The organism is Parabacteroides sp. AF14-59, from assembly GCF_003479515.1.
Lineage (GTDB): Bacteria > Bacteroidota > Bacteroidia > Bacteroidales > Tannerellaceae > Parabacteroides > Parabacteroides faecis.
This window is the reverse complement of sequence record NZ_QUHH01000005.1, coordinates 91,628-108,351: the sequence shown is the minus strand read 5'-3', so window position 1 is coordinate 108,351 and position 16,724 is coordinate 91,628. Positions and strand designations below refer to the sequence as shown.

Sequence of the window (16,724 nt, the reverse complement as noted above, 5' to 3'; positions counted from 1 at the left end):
CATGAATAATAGCCTTAAACAAAAGATAAAACAAAATGAGACATTAAAGCATTTCGTTTTATTTTTAATATCATCCCCCAAAAATCCTAAACCCAGATTCTGGGTAAAGTGGTTTGTAAATCCCTTTTTTCATAAGAAAGGAAAAGGAGCAACCATTCGGAAAAGCAAATCAAGGATCGATGTCTTTCCCTGGAATCAGTTCACAGTAGGAACTAATACACTAATAGAAGATTTCACCACCATTAACAATGGTGCTGGCGATGTCATCATTGGTAATAATGCAAGAATAGGCATAGGATCAGTTGTAATTGGTCCTGTTAAGTTAGGAAATAAGGTAGGTCTGGGACAACATGTATTCATTTCCGGTTTTAATCATGGATATGAAGACGGCAATCATGATTCTAATGAGCAGCCTTTGGTAAAAAAAGATGTTATCATCGAAGATGATTCTCATATAGGAGCAAACTCTGTTATAGTAGCAGGAGTACATATAGGAAAAAGATGTCAAATAGGAGCAGGTAGTGTTGTAACAAAAAATATTCCTGATTATTCGGTTGCTGTCGGTAATCCGGCTAAAGTTATAAAGCATTTTGATTCTCAATTAAATAAATGGATTAATACTGAAAAGTGATGAAAAGCATCAAAGAATATCTGTATTACTTTATAAAAGTGAATTCAGAAAAATCGCACCGAGATTATTATCGCAACTACTATACGAAATATTTAGATATGTATATGTCATGCGAAGAAAAAAAAAGTGCAAATACCATTAAGAATGAAATGAGAATACTAAAAAAATATTGGAACGTCTATCCTTTTCAATATTTCAGATACAATTTATACAAAAAAGATTGTACTTTAAGTATCGAAGAAATGAAAGACTACATACCTGATTTCTTTGCATATTATTTACTATTTCCTAAATCATTTAAAGATAGAAATATTTTATGTGAGGATAAAAAACTTATGCATATTGTAAATGTAGGATTAAAAATATCACAACCCAACACATTATTTTTCACTGAAAACAACACAATATTATCCAGTTCGTTAGATTTCATAAACACAACAAAATGCTATAACCTAATCCAAAAATCAAATGCAAATAAAATATTTGTAAAACCTACATTTGGTGTTGGGGGAAAAGGCATTAAAGTTTTCAACAAAAATAACAACATTTTTTTAGATAGTAGTAGCAATACACCTTTAGATGAAAATTACATATCAGAAATAGCAAAAAACAATTATATTGTTCAAGAAGGGGTAAATCAACATATGGATATAAACAAAATATATCCATACGCTATAAATACATTTCGTATAATAACAGAATATAATCAAGGCAAAGAGCCTAAAATTATTTTTTCTCTTTTACGTATGGGCTGTGGAGGCATGCAGATTGATAATGCCAGTTCAGGAGGTATCTACATTAAAATAAATTCAGAATCAGGATTATTAGGGGATGAAGCAATTGCCGACGATCGAAAAACATATATAAAACATCCAGATACCCTATTTTTATTTAGCAACTACAAAATTCCATTTTGGAATGAAATTATAAAATTTGCAAAAGATGTTGCATTAAAATATTCTCCTATAAAATACATTGGGTGGGATATTGCATATTCTGAGTCAGGTCCGGTTCTCATTGAGGGGAATAATGGACCAGGGATAGAAATCATACAAGATCATTTTGGAGGCGTCAGAAAAGAATTCAATATCAATAACCCTAATGATTTTTGGTTCTCAAAAAGTTATGGATTGAAAGATTTATAAAATCTACGATAAACATATGATCATGAAATCTCCCAAAGCAAGTGTTATAATTCCTGTCTACAATACAGAAAAATATGTAGAAGAGGCTGTGAGATCTATAATGAGCCAAACATTAAAGAATATAGAAATTATTATTATTAATGATGGTTCAACAGATAACAGTCTGTCTATAATCCAGGATTTATCTAAAGAAGATTATCGCATACAAGTTTATAACCAAGAAAATCGAGGTTTATCTGCCAGCCGTAATGTAGGTATTGACTTTGCAAAGGGGAAGTACTTATATTTCATGGACAGCGATGATTATCTCGAACCGGAAACATTAGAATCATGCTTACTCAAATGTGAAGAAAATTCATTAGATTTTATTTTTTTTGATGCAGACATTTTAAATCAAGATACAGAATTTGACTTCAACATCAATTATCAACATAAAGGTTGTACGAATTCGGATATAATATACAAGGGTATACAAATATTCAGTATTTTAACAGAGAGTGGAACATATACTCCGTCTGCATGTTTGAATATTATAAATACAGAATTTCTAAAAAGTATAAATCTTCGATTTCTACCTGGTATTATTCATGAAGACCAGTTATTTACGACCTTATTATATCTGCAGGCAGAAAGGGTAATGTGCATACATGAGGACTTTTTCAAGAGAAGACTTCGCCACGATTCAATTATGACGAGTAAATTCTCATTGAGAAACATGGATAGTTATTTCATCATTACTGATAAGTTATTACTTTATACATCCAATCATGTAGAAGCGCAGGAGATAATCAATAAGCATCTGTTTAAAATGCTCAATGCTGCAGTATGGCTATCTTATAAAATCTCATTTAAGGATCGTTTATATATAACTAAACGTTGTATTAAAGATTACACAAAGTATGTCTCTGGGAAAAATCTGGTGATTTTATTGTTTAAATCATTTTTCAAAAAATAAATCATATGTCTTCTACTAAAAAAGAACTTTTATCCGGTGTTTTTTATACCGCGATAGCCAAATATTCGGGAATAATAGTATCCCTGGTGGTTGCAGGGATATTAGCTCGTCTTATAGAGCCAGAGGAGTTCGGGATAGTAGCGATTGCAACTGTGATCATTTCTTTCTTCAGCATATTCAGCGATCTCGGAATAGCACCGGCAATCATACAGAATAAGGAATTATCCCAAAAGGACCTCAGTAATATCTTTACTTTCACAATCTGGTTAGGTATCAGTATATCCATCCTGTTTTTTTTATGTTCATGGCCCATCTCTCATTTCTACAAGAACGGTACATTGTTAACGATATGCCAACTACTATCATTAAATCTATTCTTCGCATCAGCCAATATTGTACCCAATGCACTATTGTTTAAAGAAAAAGAGTTTAAATTCATTGCATACCGAAGTTTAACAATCCAAATATCCGGAGGTGTTATGGCCATTACAGCAGCTATCTTGGGAGCCGGATTATATGCATTGATCATCAACCCTATATTGTCAAGTATATTGTTATTTATCATTTCTTTCCGGAAAAAACCACAAGAATTAGCTCAAACATGGGGCATACAATCCATGAAAAAGATTCTTAGTTTCTCTGCCTACCAATTCATGTTTAACGTGATCAATTATTTCAGTCGCAATCTGGATAAACTATTGATCGGAAAATATATGGATATGGTTGCATTAGGATACTATGAAAAATCATATCGGCTGATGATGTTACCTCTTCAGAACATTACGCATGTTATTTCACCTGTAATGCATCCTATATTTTCTGACTTTCAGAATGATTTGACAAAACTATCAAATTCATACAATAAAGTAATTCGTTTTCTCGCATTTATTGGATTACCTTTATCGGTATTATTATGGTTTTGTTCCAAAGAGATCATATTGATCATTTTTGGAGAACAATGGATGCCTTCTGTTCCTATATTTCAAATCCTATCCATATCAGTCGGCATACAGATCATTTTATCGACCTCCGGGTCTATTTTTCAAGCGGCCAATGATACCAAAAGTTTATTTATATGTGGTGTATTCTCCACCCTGCTCAACGTTATCGGTATATTGACCGGTATATTTTTCTTCAAGACTTTAGAGGCCGTTGCATGGTGTATATGTATCACATTTACAATCAATTTTATACAATGCTATATCTGGATGTATAAGATCACTTTTAAGCAAAGTCTCTGGAAATTCTGGAAACAGTTTTTATCTCCTATTCTACTAACAGGCATATTAATCGTTTGCTTACTACCGACCTATTACCTATCAGATAAAAGCTCTATATACGCCACTCTGCTATTAAAAGGCAGTGTATTCATTATAATTTATGTTGCATATGTGCAAATAAGAGGAGAATATAATATTATTAACTTCATCAAATCCAAAATAAAAAAATGAAAGTATTATTCCTCATATACCATGGTTTCAGTGAAACAAATGGCATCAGTAAAAAAATATGTTATCAGGTAGATGCTTTAAAAAAATGTAATTTAGATGTATGTACCTGTTACTTATCAGAATCTGATGGAAACAAATACCGGATGATTGATAATAATATATTGAGTGATTATGGACATGGATTCAGTAGTAAAATTTTAAAACGAATTGAATTCAATTCTATTGCAGATTATGCGATTCGAGAAGGAATTCATTTTGTATATATCCGCTCAGATCATAATGCCAACCCTTTTACTATTAACATGGTAAAAAAAATGCGTAAAGCCAATATTTGTGTTGTAATGGAAATACCTACTTATCCATACGATAATGAATATTCCAGTATTTACGGAAAGATAATATTGTTTATAGACAAATGTTTTAGAAAAACCTTAGCTAAATCTTTATATCGTATTATTACTTTTTCTGATTATAAATCTATTTTTGGAACCCCTACAATTCAAATATCCAATGGTATAGATTTCGATAAAATAAAACTGAAGCAAAATATCAACGGCACATCCCATGAACTTCATTTGATCGGAGTAGCGGAAATACATTACTGGCACGGATTCGACCGTCTCGTACAAGGTCTCGTTAATTACTATAAGGGAAATCCAGACTATAAAGTATTTTTCCATATTGTTGGCGATTTCTTTGGGGAAAGGGAGCGTAATGATATATTACCCTTAATCAGCACTCACCATTTAGAGTCATATATAATTCTTCACGGGGCAAAACATGGTGAAGAGTTAGATCTGCTTTTCGAACAATCTGACATGGCAATCGGTAGCCTTGCCCGTCACCGCAGTGGTATAACGAACATAAAAACATTAAAAAACCGGGAATATGCTGCTCGTGGATTATCTTTTATCTACTCGGAACAAGATAGTGATTTTGAAAACAAACCCTATATCTTAAAAGTTCCGGCAGATGAAAGTCCTATTGATATCAATTTAATCATTGATTTTCATAGAAAATTAAATATTTCTCCCATAGATATACGAAATTCCATACAGTCTCTCTCCTGGGAAGAGCAAATGAAAAAAGTTATTACAACAGTACAAACAACACGTTAATATTATTCATTCACCACATAATAAAAACCTGTTGAATTTCAAAACATATAATAATTATACCTATTTTTGCACAAAAAGACTATGAGCCTTATTTTTAAACTAGATATACTACTGTTTATCATCACTGCAATATTTACAGGGTATAATCTTTTCTTTGTCCTAGCCGCTTTGTTCAGGCAGAGAAAAAAAGAGATCAATCATGTTGATACGCAAAACTTTGCAGTTATTTTTGCCGCTTATAAAGAGGACAGGGTGATAAAAGAATCTGTTGAAAGTTTTCTGAAGCAAAACTATCCACAAGATAAATATACAATAGTAGTAGTTTCCGACCATATGGAAGAGGCTACCAATCTGGCACTCTCTCAGATGCCCATAACACTTTTCGTGGTCGACTTCAAAGATAGTATGAAGCATAAATCCATCTCTTATGCACTGGACCACCTCGATGGTTTTGACCGGGCGATCATTATGGATGCCGATAATATTACCGATACAGACTTTCTGACCCGGATTAATGAAGCGACACAAACTGTAAAAGTCCTCCAGGCGCACAGGACCCAGAAAAATAAAAATACCTCTGTCGCTATTTGGGATGGCATCTCTGAAGAAATAAATAACACTATATTCAGGAAAGGACGCGTTAATATAGGATTATCATCCGCTTTGATCGGTTCCGGAATGGTTTTCGATTTCGAATGGTTGAAAAAACACATGCACGAATGTAAAACTTTTGCAGAAGATAAAGAACTGGAGGCTATTCTGGCAAGAGACAATGTATTTGTAGATTATAGTGATGATATATATGTATATGATGAGAAAACCGCCAGGCAAGATATCCTAATCAGGCAAAGATCGAGATGGTTCCATGCCCAAATCCTTGCCTTTTCTTTAATAATCAAGGATTTTAATCCGCGAAAGCTAAATCCTTCATACATCGATAAGATTATCCAATGGATCCCATTTCCCAGAACTGTCAGATTCTTATTGATATTCCTGATGATACTTTTCTGGTCTGTAGTGGCATTCCCCGTTGCTATTAAATGGTATATTCTGCTATTTGTCAAGATAGTAACTTATTTTTTGGCAATACCTCGAAAGATGTACACACGCGATTTTTGGAGCAGTATCATTCAATTACCATCCATGATGATTGCTTTGTTACGTAGTTATGTCGAATCGATCTGCCGCGTAAAGAAAAAAGATATGAGATTCAACAATACTCCCCATCACATAACTAAAGAGAATAATCATGGATAAGAAGGTTTCCATCATCACCGTTAATTATAATGGTGCTCCCGATACATGTGAAATGATTGAATCATTAAAGCGGCACGAGAGCTATCCCTATGAACTGATCGTCGTAGATAATGGTTCTGCAAACCTGGAGGGTTATACCCTGCTGAAAGATAAATATCCGGATGTAATAGTGATAAGAAGCGATCAGAACCTCGGATTCGCAGGTGGAAACAACATCGGGATCCAATATGCAACGGGAGATTATTTATTTTTTCTGAATAATGATACAATTATTACCTGCCCCATTCTGGAGATACTTGTAAACCGGCTGGATAGTGACAGAAAAATCGGATGTATTTCCCCTAAAACGACTTTTTGGCCACAAAGAAGCAAATTACAATATGCCGGTGCCACCCCCATGAGCTATATTACTCTGCGTAACGAATTTACAGGATATATGCAGGAAGACGACGGAAGATTCGACACCCCGCAGGAAACAGCATTTGCCAACGGGGCAGCCATGATGATACGGACCGCAGACATTCAAAAATTCGGCCTTATGGCTGAATTCTATTTTCTGTATTATGAAGAACTGGATTGGTGTGCCTATATGCAGAAAGCCGGATTCTGTATTTGGTATGAACCCGGAGCTGTTGTCGGACATAAAGAAAGTGCCAGTGTCGGATTGCAAAGTCCGTTACAGGTATATTATCACACGCGCAACCGTCTGATATTTGCTCAAAGAACCTTATCCGCCCCTTTCGAAAGGAGATGTTCTTACCTCTATCAAACTTTTGTTGCCTTACCTAAACGTTTTCTGACTTATTTATGCAAAGGAAAACTCAACCTGATAGCTCCTTTGGTTAAAGGAGGAAAAGACGGAATAGCTTTTATTATGAACAAATAAATATAAAAAACCATGCAAGAAGGACTTTATACAGTAGCCGAATGGTTATTCTGGATCGGAATTTTTATAGTATTCTACACCTACCTGGGATACGGTATCTTATTATATCTATTGGTCAGGATAAAAGAACTTTTCCGGAAACCTATGCCCATCGCATTGCCGGAACCACTCCCCGAAGTCACCCTCTTCATCGCAGCATACAACGAAGAGGAAATTGTTGCTGACAAAATGAAGAATTGTTATACTCTCGCCTACCCTGCCGACAAACTAAAAATCGTTTGGGTAACAGATGGTTCTAACGACCGGACGAATGAACTCCTGAAGCAATATCCGGATGTAACCGTGCTTTTCCATCCGGAGCGCAGAGGTAAAACGGCTGCCCTCAACCGGGGTATACAATATATAACAACTCCCTATGTCATTTTTACAGATGCAAACACGATGCTCAACAAAGAAGCCGTGCATGAGATCGTCCGCCAATTCTCGAACCCGAAAGTTGGCTGCGTGGCAGGTGAAAAAAGAGTAGAAACAAATACCGCACAGGGAGCGACAGCAGGAGAAGGCATTTACTGGAAATATGAATCAGCCTTAAAAGCGCTGGATTTTCGTTTATATTCGGCAGTCGGAGCAGCTGGTGAGTTATTTGCCGTACGGACCGAGCTGTTTGAACAAATGCCGTCCGACACGCTTCTCGACGATTTTATCTTATCACTCCGTATCGCACAGAAAGGATATACGATAGCCTATTGTAAAGAAGCTTATGCCACTGAAACAGCATCACTTAACATGAAAGAAGAAGAAAAACGCAAAATACGTATAGCAGCAGGAGGCTTACAATCGGTCTGGCGCCTGCGTAGCCTATTCAATATCTTCCGATACGGTACGCTTAGCTTTCAATTTGTGAGCCACCGTGTCTTACGATGGACCATTACCCCTATCATGTTATTCTTATTAGTACCATTAAATACATTATTAACATGTAAGGGAGGGTTTACGTATATATTTTTACTACTTTTACAAGTCTCCTTTTATATGATGGCTTATGCCGGCTATATGATGGAGCAGAAAAATGTACGAAACAAGTTGTTTTTTATACCCTACTACTTTTCTTTTATGAATTTGAATGTAATAAGAGGATTTTTCTATTTAGCTGGAAATAAAGGGAATGGAGCCTGGGAAAAAGCAAAAAGAAGTCAACAGCAAAAATAATTACAAAATGAAACAATGAAAATCTCTGTAAATTCAAAGTTTATTAATATTTTTGCGTACGCATAGTGATTGAATATCAAGAAAAGTTTATATTTGATATGGATAATTTAGCAGCAGGATATACAGTATTGATCGTTGACGATGTTCCCACCAACGTCATGTTAGTACAAGCTATATTAAAAAAAGAAGGTTACAGGTTACTCACCTGTGACAGCGGTGCCAAGGCTCTCCGTCTGGCACACGACAAGCACCCTAATCTCATTCTATTAGATATTATGATGCCGGAGATGGATGGATACGAAGTATTACAGCATCTGAAAAGTAACCCGGATACCAACGATATACCTGTTATTATTATGTCTGCATTAAGCGATATGCAGAGTATAGTAAAGGGGTACCAATTGGGAGCAACGGAATATGTTACCAAGCCTTTTCAAAGAGAAGAACTGGTAAAACGAGTAGCTCACCGTTTTGAGTTATTCAGTATAAAACGGATCAAGCAGGAACTGGAAAATACGATCGAATCGAGGGATACTTTGTATTCAGTTATCGCCCATGACTTACGTTCACCTCTCGGATCTTTAAAAATGATGAATAATGCCATCCTTATGATGGTAGATAAAGATCAGGTAAGCCCCGAAGTATTTGAAATGCTTCAGATGATGAATAAAACATCAGAAGAAATTTTCTTGTTGCTGGATAATCTGCTTAAATGGGCTAAGAATCGCCTGAAGAAACAAAATGTATACAAACAGGAGACCGATATCAATAGCCTGGTTTCCAGCACAGCCGAAATATATATTCCGATGGCCGCTCAGAAGGGATTGACTATCCAGTTACAAGATATGGATAAAGAACTATCCGGTTTTGTAGACATAGATATGATTAAAACAGTCATCAGGAATCTCATTTCAAATGCTATCAAGTTTAGTTTTGAAGGAGGTACAATCTCGATCGCATCTAAGATTGAAGGTGATTTTGTTATTGTCAGCGTGAAAGATTCAGGCAAGGGGATCAAGAAAGAAGACCAGGAAAAGTTATTAAAGCAAAATACTCACTTTACCTCTTACGGAACAAATAATGAAAAGGGTTCCGGCTTAGGATTAATGCTTTGTAAAGATTTTGTCGAGCAACATGACGGAAAACTTTGGTTTGAATCGGAAGAAGGCAAAGGATCTACATTCTTCATTTCATTGAAAGCATTTAAGTAAAAAATAAACGAAAATATAGGATTTTATATATCCCTGACATCAGACCTATATCTTTCTGATGTCAGGGATTCTTTATTTATTCAAAATATCCAACAAACGCTTGCCGAGTTTGAACCTGACACAGTTACCTTTATAAAGAAATGACGCTTAAATACTATATACACAGCATTTAAGCGTCAAATTATTTTTATATGTTCCGTACAGAAAACAGTACGGCGGTTCTACACCTACTCTATTGCATGCGACGGATACCGATCGCTTTATTGTATTGTGCCAGAGATGTTTTTTGCTGATACCATGTCTGTATCAGGCTGCTATAAGATTGTATCCATGAAAGCTGAGCTGAAAGCACATCGACAATCGGGAGTTTACCTTCGTTATAGCTGAAAGTATTCAAATCAAGATTTTCTTCAGCTATTTTACAGGCTTCTTCGGCAACATCGATCTGTTTGGTATTCTCAGTCAGGCTAGTCCAGGTATTTGCCACTTCCTGTGTGATTTGATCGCGTGTATTATCCATAGCATACTCTTTGCTTCGGAGGATTGCTTTCTGTGAATTGACTTCCTTAAAGCGTGCTCCCCAACGGAACAATGGAATTTTCAGAGAAGCAAAGACAGCCGGAGTCCATAAGTTGTCAGAGCCTTTTACGTTCAGCATAGAAGTACCCCATGATCCCTGAAAGCCGACAGATAAAGTCGGATTGTATTTAGCCTTCGAGAGGTTGATCTGTCTTTTCTGATATTCGATATTCAATTTAGAAATCAGATAGTCCGGACGATTTTCCAGAGCTGCAGATTCACCGATCTGCATAGGTAGCGGCAGAACCATCGTGATAGAATCGGCAATCGTGATCGGTTCCATCGGAGGAACACCCATCAGCACATTCAGGTTCTGCAAGGCAATCTGATAATCTTTATAAGCCGAACTTTTGTTCAGCTCAGCCTCTTTCAAACGTGCCTGGACCTGTAACAAGTCTGTTTTACTGATCTGTCCATCCTGAAAACGGAGAGTCAGCACATTCGCCAGTTCCTGTACAATATCGACATATTGAGTCATAACATCGTACATACCTTTGCGGGCTGCCACAGACCAATAATTCATATCGGCTGCATACACGATATTATCCGTCGTCAGTTCTTCTGCTTCGTCAGCAATCTGTCCCTGGATCTCTGCAGCTTTATAATTGTTATAGATTTGTCCGCCAGCATAGATCGGCTGGCTTACAGTAGCACCAAGACTATAGGTATTATGGTCCATTTCGATGCCAGGGATACCTTCACCCATTCCCAATTCATACTTGTTGATACGGTATTGGTAACTACCTGAGAAATCCACAGCCGGAAAGAATGCCGTCTTTGCCGCTTTTATAGCATGTTGCATAGCGATCCGCTCTTCCGAGCTCTGCTTTATCTGACGGCTGTATTCCAATACTTTCTCTTTATATTCGGCTGCTGAGATGGGCTGCACCTGTGCTTTCACAGACAGGGCACCCAATAACATACAACCTATTATCAGTTTACTTTTCATATCTTATTCAGATTTAATCTTAAAGAATATACAATAGGTAACCGGAAGCACGAAGATGGTCAGGATCGTTGAAACGAATAGACCTCCCATGATCGTCGCTGCCATACCGGCAAACATCGCATCCCCTAACAACGGGAGCATACCCAGGATCGTCGTCCCCGATGCCATTGTGACGGGGACAATACGTGTTTTAGTTGCTTCTACTACAGCTTTAACCGGTTCCAGGCCGCTATCCATCTGCAATCCGATCTCATCGACGAGCACAATTGCATTCTTGATATTCATACCGATCAACCCCAGTAAGCCAAGCATTGCAAAGAAGTCGAGCGATTTTCCGAACACAAGCAATCCCAAAACAACACCTATAAAAATAAGTGGCAGCATAGCCATGATCAAAACCGGTTTTCTGTAATATTTCGGGAACAAAAATAATAAAGTCACATAAATCAGCCCGAACATCAAAGGAATATTGGCAGCAATCGCCTTATTTCCTTTATCCTGTTCATTCTGTTCTCCAAAATACTGTAGTTTATAACCTTCCGGCACCTTCACCTGTTGCTGGACCTCTTCCCACAGATGACTGAAAGCAGCCATTGTATTGGCACCACGCTTCGGTTCACATTGCATCATCATATAAGGCTGGCGATTAAAACGCTTCACCACAGCATAATCATAATCCAATGAGAAATCATCGATTACCTGTTCCACTTTCACAGACCGGCCTTTGGCACTATAAACAGGCAAACTCTTCAAATCGTTCAGACTGATCGAATCTTTATCCGCATCTTTCAATAAGATAGGCATGAAAACATCCCCTTCACGATATTCACCTAAAGGTACACCATTCGTTGCCGAACGTAATGAATAAGCGACTTGTTGCCGGGTAATTCCCAAGCGCAAACCTTTTTCCTGTGAGAACAGAGGTTTCCATACCGGGACCTTATTTCCCCAGCTGTCACGCACCTCCATGACCTGATCATATTTTCTCGCAATTTCTTTCACCTGTTCCGTCAATGCTGCCAGCGTATCCACATTATCCCCGATAAAGCCAATCTCAATGGCGGCATCTGGTACAGGAGACAACGCAAATAGAGCAGAACGAGTCAGGATACTCGGATAATTGGCAACCATATAATCGTAGAATTTACCTTCTTCGACAGGTGCATCCTCTGCATTCTTCGTTTCGATAAGCACATTGGCAAAGTTCGGTTTCGGTCCTACCGACGAACTTGCCAGATAGTAACGAACCGGAGAACCTCCTAATGTAAACGAATATGATTTGATGTTTTCATTCTTGCTCAGGTATTCTTCTATCGATTTCACATTCCGTTCCACATCACGGATACTATAGCCTTCCGGGAAGATAAGATCAGCACGGAAATAGGGCTTGTTCATGATCGGGAAGAAACTCTGCGGCATAATCGCCATAATGAACAAAGACAGGAACAGCATTGCAACCACAGAAGTAATCGTTATATATCTGCGTTTGATCAAACGTCCGAGGATGTTTTCAAACTTATGGTACAATTTTGTATCGTAGGGATCCTGTGATTCACCCGGTTTGGCTTCTTTCAGAATAAAGCTACCGAATGTAGTAGTCTGTGTCAACGCCAAAACCCAACTCAATCCCAACGATACAGCTAATACAATAAACAGCGGTTTAACGATTTCGGCTACTGACGCCGGAGCCAGATACATCGGTAAGAAAGAGCAGACTGCAATAAAGGTGGCTCCCAACAATGCCCACTGCGGTTTTGTAGCCCCTTCGATCAGCGCCTGATAGCGGGACAATCCACGTTTTATACCGACTTGAGCATTATCCGTCACCACGATCGCATTATCCACCAACATACCCATAGCAATGATAAATGCCGCCAATGATGTTCGGTTCAGGCCGACACCCCAGATCAACATTAATAATAATGTACCACCGACGGAGAACAGCAAGGAACTACCCACCAGCATACCGGCACGTGATCCCATGACAAGGAAGATAACCACAATCACGATCAGCAACGATTCCATCAAATTCAGGATAAAGCCGTTGTTGGCTTCATCGGCAATCTTGTTCTCCGGATAAATCGTTTTCAAGTCCATTCCGACAGGAAAGAGTTCCTGCATTTCATCCAGGTGGCTGGCAACATCATTACCGACAGCCACAACATCGTCTTTCGCTCCTGTTGCCACACCGATGCCAATCGCACGCTTACCATCCACACGCATCAAATTAGACGGGGGATCCATATATCCCCGTTCCACAACGGCAATATCGCCCAGACGAACTTCACCTCCGCTTTTTGTAACGATCAGTTGATCGCGGATATCCTGAATATCTTTATAGGTTCCTTCAGCTCTGACACGCAGATCATACTCACCGGTATTGATCTCTCCCGTATTGACCAGCAGGTTCTGTGTTTGTAATACTTGCTGGATCGAGTTAGGATCGATCCCAAGGTTCGCCAGTTTGGGAACGGAAATCTTTACGTTTATCACTTGTGTCTGTTCACCGAACAGATAGACTTTCTGAACACCCGGTACAGGAGACAGCTCTGTTTTAATCTTCTGTGCCCAATCCCTTAGTTCATCATATGTATAACCGTCATCGGCAGTCAAGGCATAGTAAATGCCGAATACATCACCGAAGTCATCACTCACGGATATAGAGGATGCTCCGCTCGGAAGGCGCGGTTGTATGTTGTTTACTTTACGACGAAGTTCATCCCACTTGACAGGCATATAGTCCGGATCCAAGGTAGGTTGCAGTTCAATAGAAATCTTTGACATACCAAAATAGGATTCCGACTTGATCTGATACACATCAGTCATAGACTGGATCTCCCTTTCAATCGGTTCTGTAATCAGCTTTTCCACTTCAAAAGGCGTTGCTCCCGGATATTGCGTAACCAATACAGCCTGTTTGATCACAAAAGGAGCATCTTCTTTTTTCGGCAATTTGAAGAAAGAGTATATACCTCCTATCAGCATGACAGCCAAGAAGAAGTATATGATCTTACTATTCTCTAAAGAATATTTTGGAATATTCATTGCTTATCTTCTTAATCTGTTAATACTTTTACTTGTTGTCCTTCTACCAGGCGGGTTACTCCGGCAGTAACGATCTGTTCGCCGGCCTTCAAGCCTTCCGTAACAACAACACCGTCTTTACCGACTAACTCTTTTTCCGTAATCTTACGGCGTTCTACTTTCTGTGTCTGAGGGTTGTAAACAAATACGAATTTATTGTCGCTGTTCACTTCGTCAGCTACAACAGCGGACAGAGGTATTAATACAGCTCCTTCATTGAAGCTCTGACTCTCGATGTTCAGGATCACACGACAAGAGAAACCGACAGCAATCTTATACTTCTCCAGGTTAAATTCAGGATCATCGATATACAGGAAGACAGGTACCCCCGAGCCATCAGGAGAAGCTTCCACATACTCCTTTACTTTTGCCTTGAAACGGACACCTTTATAATTGTCGAACTCTACATATATCGTATAGGGTGTCGAAAAATAAGTGATATTGGTTTCAGGCATCGTGAACTGAACCTGCAACTTGTTCGGATTGATCAGGCAAACAATCCCCTGTCCCATCTGAACCTTCTGATAATTCTCTACGTATTTCTTCTGAATAAATCCGTCGAAAGGTGCTCTTAGCTTAGTCTGTTCCAACGTATTCTGGGAGTTTTCGAAAGCTGCCTGTGCATTGGAATAAGCAGCTTTTGTCGATTCATATTCCTGTTGGGAGATAGCTTGTTTTGCCAATAGTCTTTCAGCACGCTGTAGCTGTGCCTGTGCAGTCTGGAACGAAGCTTTCTTCGCTTCATAATCCCATTTAAAATCCTGTGGATCTATTTCTGCCACCACTTGTCCGGTGCGAACTTTCTGCCCTTCTTCCACGTTCAAAGAAATAAGTGGTCCGGACATTTTAAATGCCAGGTCGCTGAACTGGTCAGGAGAGACAACGCCGCTGAACGACTTTTCCACTACATTCAAAGATGTTACTTCCGCCAACTTTACCGGACGAGGCCCCTGCTCTTTTACCGGTGGTTGACTACAAGACATCAATGCTGCCAACACAAAAACGGGAATTAATTTACCATTCATGATAACTTGCATTTTCTTATTGATTTTTTGTTAATTATATGCTCATACAAAGCCATATAAACTACGCGTTAAGTCATAGCTATACAACATTCATTTTCTACTAATTGTTCTAATTCTGCCGATCCTTCAGTACCGACCGGCAACACATTACATTTGCTTATATCACTAATATTTGCTTGTATCAAAAGGACCAACTGTCCCAATCTATTTTCGATTCCATTGTTTTTTCCTGTTCATCAGGTATTGCAGGGAAAAAGTCTATTCCTGTTACTTTTTCTACGCTATCCACCGGAATGGCCATCGATTTCAAAGATGTCTTTTTGTAATCACGGTTCTCCAGGATAAATGCAATTGCCTTATATTCATTTCCCGAAACGTAACAAATCACTTTGTAAAATGCTCCGGAAACCCCAACTCTGTTCTTCCCCATTTGTTTCATACTGTCCGTGATCACAGGACCTGTTGCAATCAATAAAGCCCCGTAATCTCTCGCCCACAAACGACTCTGTTCCTCCAGATCTTTCCAGATACCTCGGTTCAGCCCCGGTTTTTGCGGACAGATATTACTAAAATAAAAAGATTCACGCATTGCTTTTGCCGACCATTTCATATCACCGGCAGGAGCCAGATGTCCCCGGTCATAACCCGTACGTGTATAATCTTCGTTGGTTGCTGTCGCGCCTTTAACTGCCGGATCAGGAACGAACTTATTCGAACGTTCCGTCTTTTTGCTTTTAGCTTCTTCGGCTGTCAATTCATAGGCAACCCAATTAGCTATTTTGTAATCGGAATTATAGGAAACGGTATACCCTTCATGACGGATCACCTGTTCGGAACGTTTTGCCTGTAACTTAGGGATCTCGGCATTCGCCGGTATTTTAAATGTTGTTGTCTTCGGAATGGAAGGAATAATAGGTTTGGATTTCTTTTCAGCCGGTTTCTCCTTCGCAGGAGTGGATGTTTTCTTCTGCTCCACGACTACGGTTTTCGTTTCGGATACAGGATATAAATAATTGAATACATACAAAACCCCAATAAAGCAGATCACTACCAGAGCTGCAAGAACAAATATACGTCGGATCGTAGAAATCAAAGATGAGCCTTGATTCTTCTTTTTCCGCGATTTTGCTTTACTTCTCCTTTTTGCCATTGATTAATAATCGTTTTATTCTCGGGGGCAAAAGTAGATAATGTGATGTTATGAAACAATATATAAACCTTAAA

Annotated in this window: 13 protein-coding genes; 9 read left to right on the top strand and 4 right to left on the bottom strand. The window is 38.5% G+C overall.

The genetic code is table 11. From position 1 onward, the window contains the following. Position 1 precedes the first annotated feature (1 nt). The 9 genes from DWW23_RS07650 to DWW23_RS07610 all read left to right on the top strand — a co-directional run bounded on the left by DWW23_RS07650 (position 2) and on the right by DWW23_RS07610 (position 9,863). Entirely contained in the window at positions 2-631 is a 630-nt protein-coding gene (locus DWW23_RS07650; protein ID WP_122352691.1) for a DapH/DapD/GlmU-related protein, read from the top strand. After that, positions 631-1,776, top strand: a complete 1,146-nt coding sequence (locus DWW23_RS07645) for a sugar-transfer associated ATP-grasp domain-containing protein (protein ID WP_122352690.1) — start codon at positions 631-633, stop codon at positions 1,774-1,776. Before DWW23_RS07650 ends, DWW23_RS07645 begins: the two co-directional genes overlap by 1 nt. Positions 1,777-1,798: 22 nt before the next feature. Continuing rightward, complete coding sequence (locus DWW23_RS07640; protein WP_187576573.1) at positions 1,799-2,731, top strand: glycosyltransferase; 933 nt, start codon at positions 1,799-1,801, stop codon at positions 2,729-2,731. 5 nt (positions 2,732-2,736) lie between these two features. Further along, a complete protein-coding gene (locus DWW23_RS07635; protein WP_122352688.1) occupies positions 2,737-4,182 on the top strand; it encodes a lipopolysaccharide biosynthesis protein in 1,446 nt (481 codons plus the stop codon). Beyond that, complete coding sequence (locus DWW23_RS07630) at positions 4,179-5,300, top strand: glycosyltransferase (RefSeq protein ID WP_122352687.1); 1,122 nt, start codon at positions 4,179-4,181, stop codon at positions 5,298-5,300. Before DWW23_RS07635 ends, DWW23_RS07630 begins: the two co-directional genes overlap by 4 nt. An 81-nt stretch (positions 5,301-5,381) precedes the next feature. Beyond that, positions 5,382-6,557, top strand: a complete 1,176-nt coding sequence (locus DWW23_RS07625; RefSeq protein WP_122352686.1) for a glycosyltransferase family 2 protein — start codon at positions 5,382-5,384, stop codon at positions 6,555-6,557. Beyond that, entirely contained in the window at positions 6,550-7,443 is an 894-nt protein-coding gene (locus DWW23_RS07620; protein ID WP_122352685.1) for a glycosyltransferase family 2 protein, read from the top strand. The genes DWW23_RS07625 and DWW23_RS07620 overlap by 8 nt, the downstream gene beginning before the upstream one ends. A gap of 12 nt (positions 7,444-7,455) precedes the next feature. Next, positions 7,456-8,652, top strand: coding sequence for a glycosyltransferase family 2 protein (locus tag DWW23_RS07615; RefSeq protein ID WP_122352684.1), 1,197 nt, complete (start codon positions 7,456-7,458; stop codon positions 8,650-8,652). Positions 8,653-8,750: 98 nt separating this feature from the next. Further along, the gene (locus tag DWW23_RS07610; RefSeq protein ID WP_122352683.1) at positions 8,751-9,863 is read left to right on the top strand and encodes a hybrid sensor histidine kinase/response regulator; all 1,113 of its coding nucleotides are present in this window, start codon (positions 8,751-8,753) and stop codon (positions 9,861-9,863) included. A gap of 232 nt (positions 9,864-10,095) precedes the next feature. Here DWW23_RS07610 and DWW23_RS07605 read toward each other — a convergent pair whose 3' ends face one another. From DWW23_RS07605 to DWW23_RS07590, 4 genes are all read right to left on the bottom strand, one after another. Continuing rightward, positions 10,096-11,391 (bottom strand): TolC family protein, encoded by a 1,296-nt coding sequence (locus tag DWW23_RS07605; RefSeq protein WP_122352682.1) that lies wholly within the window; start codon positions 11,389-11,391, stop codon positions 10,096-10,098. Between the two features lie 3 nt (positions 11,392-11,394). Beyond that, positions 11,395-14,436 (bottom strand): efflux RND transporter permease subunit, encoded by a 3,042-nt coding sequence (locus DWW23_RS07600; RefSeq protein WP_122352681.1) that lies wholly within the window; start codon positions 14,434-14,436, stop codon positions 11,395-11,397. Between the two features lie 11 nt (positions 14,437-14,447). Continuing rightward, on the bottom strand, positions 14,448-15,500 hold the full coding sequence (locus tag DWW23_RS07595; RefSeq protein WP_122352857.1) for an efflux RND transporter periplasmic adaptor subunit: 1,053 nt from the start codon (positions 15,498-15,500) through the stop codon (positions 14,448-14,450). 181 nt (positions 15,501-15,681) lie between these two features. Continuing rightward, the gene (locus DWW23_RS07590; protein WP_122352680.1) at positions 15,682-16,650 is read right to left on the bottom strand and encodes a DNA/RNA non-specific endonuclease; all 969 of its coding nucleotides are present in this window, start codon (positions 16,648-16,650) and stop codon (positions 15,682-15,684) included. Positions 16,651-16,724: the final 74 nt, after the last annotated feature.

Coding starts and splice junctions, on each gene's coding strand:
- DWW23_RS07650 (WP_122352691.1), top strand. CDS start 2: ATGAATAATAGCCTTAAACAAAAGATAAAACAAAATGAGACATTAAAG.
- DWW23_RS07645 (WP_122352690.1), top strand. CDS start 631: ATGAAAAGCATCAAAGAATATCTGTATTACTTTATAAAAGTGAATTCA.
- DWW23_RS07640 (WP_187576573.1), top strand. CDS start 1,799: ATGAAATCTCCCAAAGCAAGTGTTATAATTCCTGTCTACAATACAGAA.
- DWW23_RS07635 (WP_122352688.1), top strand. CDS start 2,737: ATGTCTTCTACTAAAAAAGAACTTTTATCCGGTGTTTTTTATACCGCG.
- DWW23_RS07630 (WP_122352687.1), top strand. CDS start 4,179: ATGAAAGTATTATTCCTCATATACCATGGTTTCAGTGAAACAAATGGC.
- DWW23_RS07625 (WP_122352686.1), top strand. CDS start 5,382: ATGAGCCTTATTTTTAAACTAGATATACTACTGTTTATCATCACTGCA.
- DWW23_RS07620 (WP_122352685.1), top strand. CDS start 6,550: ATGGATAAGAAGGTTTCCATCATCACCGTTAATTATAATGGTGCTCCC.
- DWW23_RS07615 (WP_122352684.1), top strand. CDS start 7,456: ATGCAAGAAGGACTTTATACAGTAGCCGAATGGTTATTCTGGATCGGA.
- DWW23_RS07610 (WP_122352683.1), top strand. CDS start 8,751: ATGGATAATTTAGCAGCAGGATATACAGTATTGATCGTTGACGATGTT.
- DWW23_RS07605 (WP_122352682.1), bottom strand. CDS start 11,391: ATGAAAAGTAAACTGATAATAGGTTGTATGTTATTGGGTGCCCTGTCT.
- DWW23_RS07600 (WP_122352681.1), bottom strand. CDS start 14,436: ATGAATATTCCAAAATATTCTTTAGAGAATAGTAAGATCATATACTTC.
- DWW23_RS07595 (WP_122352857.1), bottom strand. CDS start 15,500: ATGAATGGTAAATTAATTCCCGTTTTTGTGTTGGCAGCATTGATGTCT.
- DWW23_RS07590 (WP_122352680.1), bottom strand. CDS start 16,650: ATGGCAAAAAGGAGAAGTAAAGCAAAATCGCGGAAAAAGAAGAATCAA.